We start from the raw sequence: 14,034 nt of genomic DNA, 5'->3' as shown, positions 1-14,034 counted from the left end.
AGCCCACATCCGGCTCGGATGTCTACGCTGGTGGTGTTGTCGGGCAGCCGCCGTCGGCAGGAAGCCGGCGGCCCTACGAGCCGAGGAACCCCGTGAGTGACACCCCATTCGGATTCGGTCCGCCGGAGGAGCCGGAGGACGGCGACGAAGGCAAGAAGAAGGGACCCGCCGAAGGTGGCCAGGGTGCCGGTGGCAACCCCTTCGCGGGGTTCGGCGGCATGCCGGGCGGCGGGGACAACCCCTTCGCCGCGATGTTCGGCTCCCTGAACCCCACGGACCTGGGGGCGGCCTTCCAGCAGCTGGGGCAGATGCTCAGCTATGAGGGCGGTCCCGTCAACTGGGACATGGCCAAGCAGATCGCCCGCCAGACGGTGTCACAGGGCACGCCGGACGGCACCAAGGACGCCAGTGTGGGTCCGGGCGAGCGGTCGGCCGTCGAGGAGGCCGTGCGCCTGGCCGATCTGTGGCTGGACGGTGCGACATCCCTTCCGTCGGGGGCGAGCACCGCCGTGGCCTGGAGCCGCGCGGAGTGGGTCGAGGCGACCCTGCCGGCCTGGCAGCAGCTGGTGGACCCGGTCGCCGAGCGGGTGGGCGCGGCCATGGGGGACGTCCTGCCCGAGGAGATGCAGGCCATGGCGGGCCCGCTGATCGGCATGATGCGCTCCATGGGCGGCGCCATGTTCGGCCAGCAGATCGGTCAGGCCGTGGGTGTCCTGGCCGGTGAGGTCGTCGGCTCGACCGATGTCGGGCTGCCCCTGGGGCCGGCCGGCAAGGCCGCGCTGCTGCCGCTGAACGTGGCGGCGTTCGGCAAGGACCTGGGCGTGCCGCAGGACGAGGTGCGGCTGTACCTGGCGCTGCGCGAGGCCGCCCACCAGCGGCTCTTCGCGCACGTGCCGTGGCTGCGCTCGCACCTGTTCGGCGCGGTCGAGGGGTACGCCCGCGGGATCAAGGTCGACACCGGCAAGCTGGAGGACGCGGTCGGCGGGCTGGACCCGTCGAACCCGGAGCAGCTGCAGGAGGCCCTTCAGCAGGGCATGTTCCAGCCGGAGGACACGCCGGAGCAGAAGGCCGCCCTGGCCCGTCTGGAGACGGCGCTCGCGCTGGTCGAGGGCTGGGTGGACGCGGTGGTGCACGAGGCCGCCAAGACCCGCCTGACGTCCGCCGACGCGCTGCGTGAGACGCTGCGCCGGCGCCGGGCCTCGGGCGGGCCCGCCGAGCAGACGTTCGCCACGCTGATCGGTCTGCAGCTGCGGCCGCGTCGGCTGCGGGACGCCGCGCGGCTGTGGGCGTCGCTCACCGACGCGCGCGGTGTCGACGGCCGTGACGGCCTGTGGGAGCACCCGGACATGCTGCCGACGGCGTCCGACCTGGACGACCCGGACGGCTTCGTCCACCGCGAGCACCTGGACTTCTCGGAGATCGACAAGATGCTCGGCGAAGCGGCCGGCAACCAGGACCGGCCCAAGAGCGACGACGAGGACGACACCGACAAGTGAGCCTGCACGATGACGCCGTCCTCGTACTGAAGGGGTACGAAGGGTCCGGGGACCAGGTGGAGCTGCGCCAGGTCTATCTGGAGCACCTGGCGGTTCACCCGGACGGGATGTGGAAGGCGTGCGGGGCCGGGCACCTGACGGCCAGCGCGCTGGTGGTGGACCCGGAGCGCGGCCGGGTGCTGCTGACCCTGCACAAGAAGCTGGGCATGTGGCTCCAGATGGGCGGCCACTGCGAGCCCGGTGACGACACGGTCGCCGGGGCGGCGCTGCGGGAGGCCACGGAGGAGTCCGGCATCCGCGGCCTGACGCTGCTGCCGGGCGGCCCGGCCCGGCTGGACCGGCACCCGATTCCGGCGCCCTGCCACTGGCACCTGGATGTGCAGTACGTGGCGATCGCGCCGCCGGACGCGGTGGAGGCCATCAGCGACGAGTCGCTGGACCTGCGCTGGTTCCGGTACGAGGAGGTGGCGGCCGTGGCCGACACGTCGGTCGTACGGCTGGTGGAGGCGGCCCGCGCGGCGCTGTAGGACATGTGTAAGGGGCGGTCGCCATGAGCGGCCGCCCCTTACACACGCGGTGCTCAGTTCCAGGCGTTGTTCTGGTTCTGGGCGTGCGCGCCGTGCTGGCCCACGCCGAACTGCGCGCCGAGGCCCTGGCCGATCTCGGCGGTCTGCGGCGGCATGACCTCACTGGGCTGCACGAGCGCGAAGCCCTGCCCGAGGAAGCTCAGCTCCCAGCCCTCTCCGGTGCTGCCCCGGCGGCGGCGGATGTTGGACGAGTGCGTCTGCGCCTGCATCTGGACGCGCAGCGACGACGACCAGGCGACGATCGCGTCGGCGTCGACGTTGACGTACTTGTCCGGGGTGACGTGCATCATCAGCGGCTGGCCGGAGGTCATCAGGGCGACCTTGCCCCGGCCGGAGATGTTCAGCTGGTACTTGCCGGAGCCGGAGATGCCGTACTGGCTGTCCACGGCGATGACCTCGGTGTGCAGTGTGGAGTCCAGCGCCAGCACATAGGAGCTGTCCACGGTCATGCCCTCCTGGTCGACGTCCACGACGTGGATGTACTGGGCCAGGTTGGCGAAGTAGACGGTGCCCTGTCCGGAACAGCGCATCAGGTCCAGGCCCTCGCCGGTGTTGGCGCGGGCACGGCGCTGGTTGTTGTTCTGGTACTCGCCGTCGAAGTCCATCAGCCCCTGGTACGCGACCATGGCGCCCTTGCGGGCGAGGACGTCGTCGTGCCCGGTGAGGGCGACCCGCAGGAGCTGCGGGTTCTGCACGACGTACCGCTCCTGGCTCTGCTGTTCGGTGTGGCTGAAAAGCGGGCTCTGCATGGTGTGTTCTCGCTCCCCCTCAGCCCCGGATCCGCAGACGGTCGGTGCTGTCCTCGCTCGGCTGTACGACGACGATGCCCTGCCCGGAGAAGGCCATCTGGTACGCCTCTCCGCTGCCCCGCCCGATCAGGGAGGAGGCCTTGAAGCTGCGCTTGCCCTTGACCTTGAGCGACGGCGACCACGCCACGAGCGCGTCGGGGTCGACGTACGTCTCATCCTCGCCGCGGCCGCAGTCGACGACGATCGGGGTGCCGCGCGAGGTCAAGGCGACCCAGCCGGTGCCCGCGATCTGCACGTTCCACAGGCCCTGCCCCGCGAACTTGGCCAGGCCCTTCACCTTTTCGACGCCCCACTGGAGGTGTGCGTCGAAGGCCAGCACATTGGTGCCGTTGACGGAGATCGAGTCGTTGTTGAGGTTGATGACGACGACGTCGGCGCCGTAGTCGGCGAGGTAGAGCAGCCCGTCGCCGGAGCACTTCATGATGGGCGCGCCCTCGCCAGTCACCCACTGGGAGGCGATCTGGCGGGCGGCGGGCGGGTTCGGCTCGTACTGGACGAAGCCCTCGTAGGCGACGACGGAGCCGGTGCGTGCGTACAGGTCCTGGCCGGAGGCCATGGCCACCTTGAGCATGTGCCGGCCGTGGTTCTCCATCCGGGCCGCGACGGGGGTCGGGGCGTAGCCCGTGAGTTGCTGGTTCATGGTTCGGGCTCCCTCAGACCTCGTAGGGCTGGACGACGATGAAGTTGCCGGGGGCGCCCCGGAACTGGAGGTTGACGGTCTCTCCGCTGTGGCCGGGGTAGGCATTGCGACGCAGCCGGACCTGGCTGGAGAGGATCACCTGGGACGCGGCCGACCAGGCGACGACGGCGTTGCAGTCGGCGAAGGTGGTCGGCGTGACCGGCAGGACGACCGGGACGCCGTGGGTCTTGACGACGACCGTGCCGGTGCCCTGGAACTGCATGGTGAACAGTGCCCCGCCGGGGATGCCGTGGCCCTCGATACGGCGTACCTCGTACTGCAGCGACTCGTCGAAGGCGAGCACGTTCTCGGCGGAGACGCAGATGCCGTCGCCCTGGAGCTCGATGGGGTGCAGATGGGCACCGTTCTCGGCGAGGAACACCTGGCCGCGGCCGGTACAGCGCATCAGCTGCATCTCCTGGCCCGTGGCGTTGCCGACGATACGGCCGGAGAAACCGGCGCCCTTGTAGCTGAAGTCGACCTTGCCCTGGTACATGACCATGCTGCCCTGCCGGGCGAGGACGGGTGTGCCGCCCATGGCCAGGTCGACCCGCATGAGCTGCTGGTTCTGCGGCGTCCAGCGCTGGCCGGTGGCGGTCTCGCGGTACTTCTGGAGCGCGGCCTCCAACCCGGCGCCGGTCTGGGGCACGCCCTGCGGGACGCCTTGGGGTACGCCTTGCGGCATCCCGCCGGGGGGCATGCCCATGGGCGGCTGCTGCCCGTAGGGCTGGGCGTACTGCTGCTGGCCGTACGGGGCCGGGGCCGGCTGGCCGTACGGGGCCGGGGTGGCACCCGGTGGCGGTGTCTGGCCCGGGACCTGGCCGTACTGCGGCTGCTGGGGCGGCTGGCCGTACGGGGACGGCGGGGCCGGCGGCGTCGGTGCGGCCGGCGTCATCGGCGCGGCGAGCGTCGGCGCGGCGTGCACGGGCTGCTGCGCGGGCGCTGGCGCCGGTGCGGGCGCGGGTGCGGGTGCCGGTGCGGCGGGCGCGCCGAACGTCGGGGCGGGCTGCGGCGCCTGCGGCGTGGCGGGGGCGGCGGGCGCGCCGGGGGCGGCGAATGGCGGCGGGGCGAAGGACGGCGCCGCGGCCTGCGGTTGCTGCGGGGCGGCCGGCTCCTCCTCGGCGACCTCGCCGCCGAAGTTCTTGAGCAGCGCTTCCAGCCCGCCGTCGAAACCCTGGCCGACGGCGGCGAACCGCCACACGTCCTTGAGGTAGAAGTCCCCCAGCATCACCGCGCGTTCGGTGCTGAACTCCGAGCCGTCGAACGCGTACCGTGCGACCTCCTCGCCGCCCGCGACGATACGGACGTATCCGGGCCCCACCTGGGACATCTGTCCTGCGCCGTCGATCGTCGCGGTGAAGGACAGCTTGTGGATGTGCGCCGGGATGCGGTCGAGGGTGATGCGGAACGACTCGGTGTCACCGGCCTGCGCGCCGAGCAGCTGGATGGACTCCTCGGGCGACTTCGGCTGGTTGAAGAAGATGAAGTACCGGTCGTCCGAGAGCTGCTCGTTGGCGTCGAGACCGAAGCAGCTGATGTCGAAGGTCAGCCCTGGAGCGGCGATCTGCACTCCCACGTACAGATCGGTTCCGGGTGTGAGATCGCTGATCTTGGCCTTGTGGCCCCGTTGGAATTCCCTGGCCATGCGTAACGACCGTCCCCCATCCCGATTTTTGAATGCGTCGCGTCAGGCTAACGGCTGGCGACGACAATGAGCCAAGTCGGGACTGTTTCGGTACAGGATCGACGAATGTCACTCTCCGCGAGCGGTCGGCAGGTGTGGCAACCGGCCCGCCGCGACGACTCCTTCGAGGTAACCGCGGGCCCGCTCGGTGCGGGGGTAGGCCTCCAGCAACCGCCAGAACCGGGGTCCGTGGCCGGGCACCAGCAGATGGGCCAGCTCGTGGACGAGTACGTAGTCCACGACGTACTCCGGCATGCCCTGCAAGCGGTGCGACAGCCGGATGCTGCCCTCCACCGGAGTGCAGGAGCCCCAGCGGGTGTTCTGGTTGGTCACCCACCGCACGGACGTCGGCCGCGCCCTGCCGTCGAAATACTGGGCGGACAGGCGCTCCGCGCGCTCGGCCAGTTCGGCGTCACCGAGGATCCGCTTGCTCTCCTGGGCGGCGAGCTTGTCGAGCATCACGTTCACCCAGCGACGCTCCTCCGCCTCCGACATACGGGCGGGGATGAGCACGACGGTCCGGTCGCCCTCGCGGTAGGCGGAGACGGTTCTGTTGCGCCGGGAGCTCCTGCGGACCTCGACCGCACTCGTCCCCGGACGGCGGGGCGGGTCGCTTGTCGGACTGCGCTGTGGGTCGGCGGGCACGCCCCGACGTTACCCGCTGTCAGCGGGGGAAGTCCCGCCTCCGGAACGGTTCGGGCCTGATCCATCCACAGCCTGCACCATTTGAACGACTAATACCCCCGCCCTGTGGACAACTTTCCGCGGCTGACCTCGGCGCCGGGCATTCTGACGCCGGGGACATCGACGAAGATCGGCGAACACGGGGGGCGGATATGCATCCGATGGTGAAGCCAGCGCTGCGGCGTGCCTGGCGGAATCTGCAGTTCGTGCAGTTCGGGGCGGCGCCGGCGCATGCGGTGGTGGTCGGCCCGGTGGACACGACGACGGGCAGTCTGCTCACGCTGCTGGACGGGACGCGCGGGCTGGAACTGCTGCGCGAGGAGGCGCGGGCGCTGGGGCTGCCGGACGGGCGGCTCGAAGCGCTGCTGGACCGGCTGGCGGAGGCGGGGCTGCTCGACGACGCGACGGCCGCCGACCCGGCGGCCGATGCGTTGCGGCAGGAGGACGGCGCACTCGACCGGCTTCGCGCCGACCTGGCGTCACTCTCCGTCGTCCACCGCGAACCGGGTGGGGCGGCCCGGCGGTTGGCGGCCCGGCGGAGCATGCGGGTGCAGGTGAGGGGCGCCGGGCGGGTGGGGGCGAGCGTCGCGGCGCTGCTGTCCGCCTCGGGCGTGGGCAGGGTGGAGGTGCTGGACGGCGAGCGGACGGAGCCGTGGGACGTGGCGCCCGGCGGGCTGCCGGCGGAGGCGGTCGGTGAGCGGCGCGACGCGGCGGCCCGGCGGCTGGTGGGGCGGTCGGCGCCGGGCGGCCGGGTGCCGCGGGCGGTGCGGGCGGGGAGGGAGGCGGGGTCGGAGCCGGGGCTGGCGCTGGTCGTGGTCGCCCCGCGGGACGGCCTGGCGGCGTACGCCCCGGATCCGGTGCCCGCCGACGACTGGGTGGCCACCGGCATCCCTCATCTGTACGCGGGGGTGATCGAGGCCACGGGTGTGGTGGGTCCGCTGGTGCTGCCGGGCGGCACGGCCTGCGCGGGGTGCGTGGAGCTGGAGCGGTCGGACCGGGACCCGGCGTGGCCGAGGATGCTGGCGCAGTGGCGTTCGGGACGGCAGAGCAAGGTGCCCGGGTGTGATCTGGGTCTCGCGGCGGCGGTGGCGGGTCTCGCCGCAGCGCACGCGCTGTCCTTTCTGGACGGGGAGCTGCCGGCGAGCACGGGCGCCCGGTGGGAGGCTTCCCTGCCGTTGCTGGAGTGGCGCTCGGAGCGGATGTGGCCTCATGTCGCATGCCCCTGCGGGGCGGCCGGGCGCGGACAGGGGGTGCGTGCCTCGGGGCCCGGGAGCGGGCAGGACACAATGGCTGGGTAACCGCGGTCGGCACAGCGACGACGAGGGCAAACGCGGCACGGCAGTCTGGGATTTGGAGGGGCGCATGTCTGATCTTCCCCGGAAGGCGGTAACCCGTACCGCCAAGTTGGCCGCGTTGCCTCTGGGCTTCGCAGGCCGGGCCACATGGGGGCTGGGCAAGCGGATCGGGGGCAAGTCCGCGGAGATCGTGGCCCGCGAGCTGCAACAGCGCACGGCTGACCAGCTGTTCAAGGTGCTCGGTGAGCTGAAGGGCGGCGCCATGAAGTTCGGGCAGGCGCTGTCCGTCTTCGAGTCGGCGCTTCCGGAGGAGATGGCAGGTCCCTACCGGGCGGCACTGACCAAGCTCCAGGAGGCGGCTCCGCCGATGCCGACCCGTACGGTCCACTCGGTACTGGAGCAGCGGCTGGGCGAACAATGGCGGGAGCTGTTCCTGGAGTTCGAGGACAAGCCGTCGGCGGCCGCGTCGATCGGCCAGGTACACCGGGCCGTGTGGCACGACGGGCGTGAGGTCGCGGTGAAGGTGCAGTACCCGGGTGCGGGTGAGGCACTGTTGTCGGACCTGGCTCAGCTGAGCCGGTTCGCCCGGCTGCTGGGGCCGCTGGTCCCGGGCATGGACATCAAGCCGTTGATCACGGAGCTGCGGGACCGGGTGTCGGAGGAGCTGGACTACGGCCTGGAGGCGCAGGCACAGCGGGAGCACGCCGAGGAGTTCCTGGACGATCCGGATGTGGTGGTGCCGGGTGTGGTGCACCAGTCCGACCAGGTGCTGGTGACCGAGTGGATCGACGGGATACCCCTGGCGGAGATCATCGCGGACGGTACACCGGAGCAGCGGGACCGGGCGGGGCAGTTGCTGGCACGGTTCCTGTTCTCGGGGCCTGCCCGGACGGGGCTGCTGCACGCGGATCCGCACCCGGGGAACTTCCGGCTGCTGCCGGACGGGGGCGACGGGGACGATGTGGAGGGCTGGCGGCTCGGTGTACTGGACTTCGGCACCGTGGACCGGCTGCCGGGCGGTCTGCCCGAGACCATCGGGGCGTGTCTGCGGATGACCCTGGAGGGTGATGCGGACAGGGTGTACGAACTGCTCTGCGAGGAGGGGTTCGTCAAGGAGACCATCGATCTCGACCCGGACGCGGTGCTGGAGTACCTGCTGCCGATCATCGAGCCGGCGGAGGCCGACGAGTTCACCTTCACCCGTGGCTGGATCCGCAGCCAGGCCGCACGCGTCGCCGATATCCGTTCCCCCGCACACCAGTTGGGCAAGCAGCTCAATCTGCCGCCCTCGTACCTGCTGATCCACCGGGTGACGCTGAGCACGATCGGGGTGCTGTGCCAGCTGAACGCGACGGTGCGGCTGCGGGACGAACTCGAGTCGTGGCTGCCCGGCTTCCTGCCCGAGGGCGACGAGGATCCGGCCCCGGCGGAGGCGCACGCCTGACCGGGGCTGCTGGAGGTTCCCCGGCCCGGGCGGGCCGGGGAAGCGTCACCACCAGGCGGAGTCGAGTCTGCTCTCGATGGCTCTGAGGTGGGCCCGGGCGCAGTCGTCGCAGAAGTAGAGGCGGCTGCCGTTCTCCACGGAACAGGTCCAGGTCACCGGGAGACTGTCGGCGGTCGCGCCGCAGCGGGAGCACACCACGCTCTGCGCGCCCGGCTGCGCGGGGGGAGAAGTCCGCTCGTTCACTACGAGACGATAACTCCGCCGGGCGGCTCGGGCCGCGCGCAACGCACCGCGGGGACCGGTCGTGAACGACCGGTCCCCGTGAGTGGATCAGTGCCTACGGCACTAGTGCATGAGGGCCATGGCCAGCGCGCGGCGGGCACGCAGGGACACACGCTCGGCGCGGCGCTGCATACGCCGGGCGGCGACCAGGCGCAGGGCCTGGCGTTCCGCGTCGGCTTCCCGCATGCGGTCGTGCATATGGGCACGAGCCAGGGCTTCTTGGATGAGTTGCATCTCACGGTTCCTGTTCTGACGCGAGGCGTTCGCGCCGATGGTGGTGACGTCTGGGGTCGCGGAGCCGGACGGCTCGCTGGTGGAAGAGGTCATCGGGGCCTGCTTCTGGGGATCGTGCGTGAGGGGGCGGTCGATGGTTCCGGTGCGCATCGCGATGGCGGTCATGCCGTGACCGGGTTCTTGCGCGGGCGGCCACGGGGCCGCTTCCGGGCGACGACCACGCCCTGGACGAACAGCTCGCCGCCCCAGACGCCCCACGGCTCGCGCCGCTCCTTGGCACCCGCGAGGCAGGCCTCCATGAGCGGGCAGGTGCGGCAGAGCGACTTGGCGTACTCGACGTCGGCCGGCGACTCGGCGAAGAAGACCTCCGGGTCGTAGGAACGGCACGGGACGGGTACGCCGAGGTTCTCGATGGCGTCGTCGAGCGCGGTGAGCGCGGTGAGGGGGGTCAAGGTGGGGTCCTCCGTGAGACCGGGCGGGGGGATCGTTTCGGAAGGCGGTACGGACGGGGCGTGCGCTTCGAGTTGCACGGTGTCGTTTTCCTCGTCTGGTCGGTCCGGCCTGTTGGCCGGTGGGCTGGTACCGGGTACTGCGTCGTCCCGAGGCCCCTTCGCTCCGTTTCCCTCATGAGGGAAAACAGAAGGGCCGCGGATCCCGGGTGGGGTTCCGCGGCCCTGAAGGCGCCGGCCTGATCCTGGATCAGGCTGGATCACTCCAGGGTTCGAGCCCACGGAAGGCCCACATCGTGTGGTGCTGCTGCGTCTGCGTCTTGGTTTCGGCACCGGTCGCCGCAAAGGCATAGGCCTTGGCCTCGCCTGCTGCTACTCCTGCTTCCAGTGCCTTGGTCGGTCGCTCATTGCGGCGCTCCCGGGCGGGAAGAGCCGCCAGGAGGGTGGCCGGACGCACGGCTGCGAAGCCGGACATACCGGTGCCAATGAACGCCGAACCGGAGAGGCCGAGCGGGCCGGCGGAGACGACCGAGCGATCGGTCATTTTGGCGGTGGTGCTGATGAAGCTGGTGTTGATGCTGATCACTGGAATCGCCTCCTCTCGGCGTCTCAAGGGGGATCGGTCGGAACCGGTCCCGCGCGTATTCGGATAAGTACAGCACGAAGCCAGGGCTTCGGAGAAGCCGCTGTTTCCGTGGTTAAGAACCTATGGGGCTTGACGGGGCGGGCGCAAACTATTTTTCCGACGAGTTTGGATCACTCCTCCTCGTCTCCCTCCCCGGGCTCCTGACCTGCACAGATGGCGAGGACATCGGCTCCGAAGCGGTCGAGCTTGCGGGCGCCGACACCGGCGATGCGGGCCAGCTCACCGTCGGTGGAGGGGACGGCCTCGGCGATGGCCATCAGGGTCTTGTCGGTGAAGACGCAGTACGGGGGCTGGCCCAGCTGCCTGGCCTGCTCCGAGCGCCACTCCCGCAGCCGCTCGTACAGGGCCTCGTCCATGTCCGACGGGCAGTCCTCGCAGCGCATCAGCTTCATCTCGCCCGCGTCGGTGAGCGTCGCGCCGCACACCCGGCACCGCACCGGTCCCCGGCGCCCGCGCCGGGCGCCGCCCGCCGTGCCGCCGCCCCGCTCGATGCCGGCACCGCCGCCCGCGGTGCGGGTCCCCGGTGCGGCGGAGCCGGGGCGCACTCCGGCCAGGAACCGGGTGGGGCGGCGCGAGGCGCGGCCACCCGGGGAGCGGGCGAGCGCCCAGGACAGCGAGAGGTGGAGCCGGGCGCGGGTGACGCCCACGTACAGCAGGCGGCGTTCCTCCTCGACCTGCTCATCGGTCTTGGCGTAGGTGATCGGCATCATGCCCTCGGTGAGGCCGACCAGGAACACCGCGTCCCACTCCAGGCCCTTCGCCGAGTGCAGCGAGGCGAGGGTCACGCCCTGGACCGTGGGGGCGTGCTGGGCGGCGGCGCGCTCGTCGAGCTCGGCGACCAGGTCGCCGAGGGTCGCCCCGGGCCGCGCGCGGGTGAAGTCCTCGGCGAGGCGGACCAGCGCGGCCAGGGACTCCCAGCGGTCGCGGACCGCGCCGGAGCCGGCCGGCGGCTCGGTGGTCCAGCCCTTGGTCGACAGCACGGCCCGCACCTGCGAGGGCAGGTCCTCGGCGTCGTCCAGCAGGGAGTCGTTGCCCCCGGCGCGGGCGGCGCCGCGCAGCGCGATGCCCGCCTCCCGCACCTCTGCGCGCTCGAAGAAGCGCTCGGCGCCGCGCAGCTGGTAGGGCACGCCCGCGTCGGCGAGGGCCTGCTCGTAGACCTCCGACTGGGCGTTGATCCGGTAGAGCACGGCGATCTCACCGGCCGGGACGCCCGCGGCGATCAGGTCGCGGATGCGGCGGGCGGTGCCTTCGGCCTCGGCGGGCTCGTCGGCGTACTCGGTGTAGACCGGCTCGGGGCCCGGGTCCCGCTGGGAGATCAGCTCCAGGCGGTGCTCGGCGGCGCGGCCGCGGGCCTGGGCCAGCAGACCGTTGGCCAGGTGCACGACCTGAGGTGTCGAGCGGTAGTCACGGACCAGCTTGACCACGGTGGCGTTCGGGTGCCGGGTGCGGAAGTTCAGCAGGTGGTCGGGGGTGGCGCCGGTGAACGAGTAGATCGTCTGGCTGGCGTCGCCCACGACGCACAGGCTGTCGCGGTCGCCGAGCCACAGGTCGAGGAGGCGCTGCTGGAGCGGTGAGACGTCCTGGTACTCGTCCACCACGAAGTGCTGGTACTGGCGGCGGATCTGGTCGGCGATGTCGTGCCGGTCCTGGAGGATGCCGACGGTCAGCAGCAGGACGTCCTCGAAGTCGATGGCTCCGCGGTCCCGCTTCAGCTGCTCGTACATGGAATAGATCTGGCCAATTTCGGCAGGGTCGCGCGGGGCGTCTCGGTGGGCCTTGGCGACCGCCGCCGGGTAGTCGGCGGGGACGGTCTGGGTGACCTTGGCCCATTCGATCTCGCTCGTGGTGTCCCGCAGCTCGTTGCGGTCGAGCCGGATGCGGCAGCGGGCGGCCGCCTCGGCGACCAGCTGCACCTTGCGCTCCAGCAGCCGGGGCAGCTCGCCACCGACGGCTTTCGGCCAGAAGTACTGGAGCTGGCGGAGGGCCGCCGAGTGGAACGTACGCGCCTGGACACCGCCCGCGCCGAGCTGCCGGAGCCGGCCGCGCATCTCGCCGGCGGCCCGGTTGGTGAAGGTGACGGCCAGCACACTGCTGGGCTGGAGTATGCCCGCGCGGACGCCGTACGCGATGCGGTGGGTGATCGCGCGTGTCTTGCCCGTGCCGGCGCCCGCCAGCACGCACACCGGACCGTGCAGGGCGGTCGCCACCTCGCGCTGCTCGGGGTCCAGCCCGTCGAGCACCGCGTCGGCGTCCTGGGGCGGAGCCATGAACTGGCCAGGGCCCGGGACCTGCGGGAAGAGAGTGGAGTGCGTTGCTGCTGTCACCCTGCCATGCTGCCAGGTCGCGCGATACGGACGGGACGGTTGTCCACAGGGCCGGCCCCGTAGTCGTACTAATGCGGGAATGGTGGCGCGGAGCCGTATGTTCTGCAGGTGCGACAGCACACCACCCAGCGAAACCCCGAGGAGCGCGAGACGATGCAGGGATCCGTCACGATGTACAGCACCACCTGGTGCGGCTACTGCCGGCGGCTGAAGAGCCAGCTGGACCGCGAAGGCATCGCGTACACCGAGATCAACATCGAGCAGGACCCCGAGTCGGCCGCGTTCGTGGAGAAGGCCAATGGAGGCAACCAGACCGTCCCGACGGTACGTGTGGTGCCCTCCGACGGCGCCGGGGAGGTCGTCATGACGAACCCGAGCCTGGCCCAGGTCAAGCAGGCCCTGGCAGTCTGAACGCGGCCGCTGTTACGGGGGGCGCGCCCCGCAAGGCGGGGGTCCCGACCGCGAACCGGCCCGACCGCTGACCGGGCCCGCCGCTGACCGGTCCGGGCCGGGCCGGACTCAGGGACTGGCGTCGGTCGTATGGTGCTCGATACGCGCGGAGAGCGCCCGCAGACGGCGCTCGGTCCACGCGATGGGTCGGCGGTCCTCCCCCGCGGCCTCGTGCCACATCGCCAGCACCTGGCGGCCGACCTCGAGGGCGGCCAGGGGGTCGGCCACCTCTTTCCAGCTCGCGTAGGCGTTCCGGGCTGCCTTCTGGACGCTCTCGTGCGGCGCCCCGGCCGTCGCCATCCGGCGGGCCGTGTGCGCGTACAGCAGGGCGGCCCTGGGGTGATCCCGGCCGAGCAGCGCGAAGTACGCCTCGGTGAGCTGCGCGTTCAGCGTGAGCGGATGGTCGGGGCCCTGCCTTTGCGTGAGCACACCGACGAGCTCCGCGACGAGGGCCGCGGCGGACCTCAGGTCGCCCTGCTGTTCGGCTGCCCGGATCCTGTCCCACAGCGGGGAGTACTCCGCGGGCAGTGGGGCCTCCCAGTCGGCCGCCGGCCGGGCGGAGGACCGGGTGGCGGCCGGGGCCCCCGCTCCCGGCACGCCGGTCACCGCCCCCGGCGCCCCGGTCACCGCTTCCGGCGCCGGGGCCTCCCCTTCCGGCTGCGGGTGCGGGTGCGGCTCGGCGAGCGGAGTGACCGCGCCGTCCACATCCACGATCAGAGCCCACACGGACCCGTCCGGTTCCTTGGCGATGACCCGGACGGGCCGCCCGAGGAACGCGGCCTTGATCCGCACCTCGGCCAGTCCGGCCACCCGGGGATCACCCTCGGTGGGCAGCACCTCACCGTTCACGCTGACGCTTCCGTCCGCACTCAGCAGAATGGTGACGACCGGCGTCAGCGGCACGGCCGAAGGGTCGGCGATGACAGGCACGGGTATCAGTTCCTCCCCAGGTGACGCGCCGACTCACGGTA

General features: G+C 71.6%; 15 protein-coding genes. 5 read left to right on the top strand and 10 right to left on the bottom strand.

From position 1 onward, the window contains the following. Positions 1–92 precede the first annotated feature (92 nt). Complete coding sequence (locus tag BKD26_RS04135) at positions 93–1,496, top strand: zinc-dependent metalloprotease (protein ID WP_084895837.1); 1,404 nt, start codon at positions 93–95, stop codon at positions 1,494–1,496. Beyond that, complete coding sequence (locus tag BKD26_RS04130; protein WP_084895834.1) at positions 1,493–2,023, top strand: NUDIX hydrolase; 531 nt, start codon at positions 1,493–1,495, stop codon at positions 2,021–2,023. The genes BKD26_RS04135 and BKD26_RS04130 overlap by 4 nt, the downstream gene beginning before the upstream one ends. A gap of 53 nt (positions 2,024–2,076) precedes the next feature. Here the strand turns inward: BKD26_RS04130 and BKD26_RS04125 are convergent, their stop codons facing one another. The 4 genes from BKD26_RS04125 to BKD26_RS04110 form a co-directional block, all read right to left on the bottom strand. Further along, on the bottom strand, positions 2,077–2,832 hold the full coding sequence (locus tag BKD26_RS04125) for an AIM24 family protein (protein WP_084895832.1): 756 nt from the start codon (positions 2,830–2,832) through the stop codon (positions 2,077–2,079). A 19-nt stretch (positions 2,833–2,851) separates the two neighbouring features. Further along, complete coding sequence (locus BKD26_RS04120) at positions 2,852–3,532, bottom strand: AIM24 family protein (RefSeq protein WP_084895830.1); 681 nt, start codon at positions 3,530–3,532, stop codon at positions 2,852–2,854. Between the two features lie 13 nt (positions 3,533–3,545). Further along, on the bottom strand, positions 3,546–5,216 hold the full coding sequence (locus BKD26_RS04115) for a TerD family protein (RefSeq protein ID WP_084895827.1): 1,671 nt from the start codon (positions 5,214–5,216) through the stop codon (positions 3,546–3,548). A gap of 108 nt (positions 5,217–5,324) precedes the next feature. Next, positions 5,325–5,900, bottom strand: coding sequence for a M48 family metallopeptidase (locus BKD26_RS04110; RefSeq protein ID WP_084895825.1), 576 nt, complete (start codon positions 5,898–5,900; stop codon positions 5,325–5,327). Positions 5,901–6,091: 191 nt separating this feature from the next. On the opposite strand from BKD26_RS04110, the gene BKD26_RS04105 reads away from it, so the two are divergent. Both BKD26_RS04105 and BKD26_RS04100 read left to right on the top strand, forming a co-directional pair. Next, positions 6,092–7,237, top strand: coding sequence for a ThiF family adenylyltransferase (locus BKD26_RS04105; protein ID WP_084895822.1), 1,146 nt, complete (start codon positions 6,092–6,094; stop codon positions 7,235–7,237). A gap of 64 nt (positions 7,238–7,301) precedes the next feature. Continuing rightward, positions 7,302–8,678, top strand: coding sequence for an AarF/ABC1/UbiB kinase family protein (locus tag BKD26_RS04100; RefSeq protein ID WP_084895820.1), 1,377 nt, complete (start codon positions 7,302–7,304; stop codon positions 8,676–8,678). Between the two features lie 45 nt (positions 8,679–8,723). Here BKD26_RS04100 and BKD26_RS04095 read toward each other — a convergent pair whose 3' ends face one another. From BKD26_RS04095 to BKD26_RS04075, 5 genes are all read right to left on the bottom strand, one after another. Further along, complete coding sequence (locus tag BKD26_RS04095; RefSeq protein ID WP_073754159.1) at positions 8,724–8,921, bottom strand: hypothetical protein; 198 nt, start codon at positions 8,919–8,921, stop codon at positions 8,724–8,726. Between the two features lie 102 nt (positions 8,922–9,023). Further along, positions 9,024–9,359: a hypothetical protein gene (locus BKD26_RS04090; protein WP_073754158.1), complete on the bottom strand. Its 336-nt coding sequence runs from the start codon at positions 9,357–9,359 to the stop codon at positions 9,024–9,026. After that, complete coding sequence (locus BKD26_RS04085; protein WP_073754157.1) at positions 9,356–9,724, bottom strand: WhiB family transcriptional regulator; 369 nt, start codon at positions 9,722–9,724, stop codon at positions 9,356–9,358. Before BKD26_RS04085 ends, BKD26_RS04090 begins: the two co-directional genes overlap by 4 nt. Positions 9,725–9,893: 169 nt before the next feature. Next, positions 9,894–10,229, bottom strand: coding sequence for a hypothetical protein (locus BKD26_RS04080; protein WP_084895818.1), 336 nt, complete (start codon positions 10,227–10,229; stop codon positions 9,894–9,896). A 170-nt stretch (positions 10,230–10,399) separates the two neighbouring features. Next, a complete protein-coding gene (locus BKD26_RS04075; protein WP_084895816.1) occupies positions 10,400–12,613 on the bottom strand; it encodes an ATP-dependent DNA helicase UvrD2 in 2,214 nt (737 codons plus the stop codon). Between the two features lie 153 nt (positions 12,614–12,766). On the opposite strand from BKD26_RS04075, the gene BKD26_RS04070 reads away from it, so the two are divergent. After that, positions 12,767–13,024, top strand: a complete 258-nt coding sequence (locus BKD26_RS04070) for a mycoredoxin (RefSeq protein ID WP_084895814.1) — start codon at positions 12,767–12,769, stop codon at positions 13,022–13,024. A gap of 108 nt (positions 13,025–13,132) precedes the next feature. Here BKD26_RS04070 and BKD26_RS04065 read toward each other — a convergent pair whose 3' ends face one another. Beyond that, entirely contained in the window at positions 13,133–13,993 is an 861-nt protein-coding gene (locus BKD26_RS04065; RefSeq protein ID WP_084895812.1) for a hypothetical protein, read from the bottom strand. Positions 13,994–14,034 lie beyond the last annotated feature (41 nt).

Source organism: Streptomyces sp. CB03238 (assembly GCF_002099185.1).
Lineage (GTDB): Bacteria > Actinomycetota > Actinomycetes > Streptomycetales > Streptomycetaceae > Streptomyces.
This window is presented reverse-complemented; position numbering and strand designations above follow the sequence as displayed.

Bases quoted from the DNA above. Each gene is read 5' to 3' on its own strand.
- BKD26_RS04120 (WP_084895830.1), bottom strand. From the start codon at position 3,532: ATGAACCAGCAACTCACGGGCTACGCCCCGACCCCCGTCGCGGCCCGG.
- BKD26_RS04090 (WP_073754158.1), bottom strand. From the start codon at position 9,359: ATGACCGCCATCGCGATGCGCACCGGAACCATCGACCGCCCCCTCACG.
- BKD26_RS04100 (WP_084895820.1), top strand. From the start codon at position 7,302: ATGTCTGATCTTCCCCGGAAGGCGGTAACCCGTACCGCCAAGTTGGCC.
- BKD26_RS04125 (WP_084895832.1), bottom strand. From the start codon at position 2,832: ATGCAGAGCCCGCTTTTCAGCCACACCGAACAGCAGAGCCAGGAGCGG.
- BKD26_RS04105 (WP_084895822.1), top strand. From the start codon at position 6,092: ATGCATCCGATGGTGAAGCCAGCGCTGCGGCGTGCCTGGCGGAATCTG.
- BKD26_RS04070 (WP_084895814.1), top strand. From the start codon at position 12,767: ATGCAGGGATCCGTCACGATGTACAGCACCACCTGGTGCGGCTACTGC.
- BKD26_RS04115 (WP_084895827.1), bottom strand. From the start codon at position 5,216: ATGGCCAGGGAATTCCAACGGGGCCACAAGGCCAAGATCAGCGATCTC.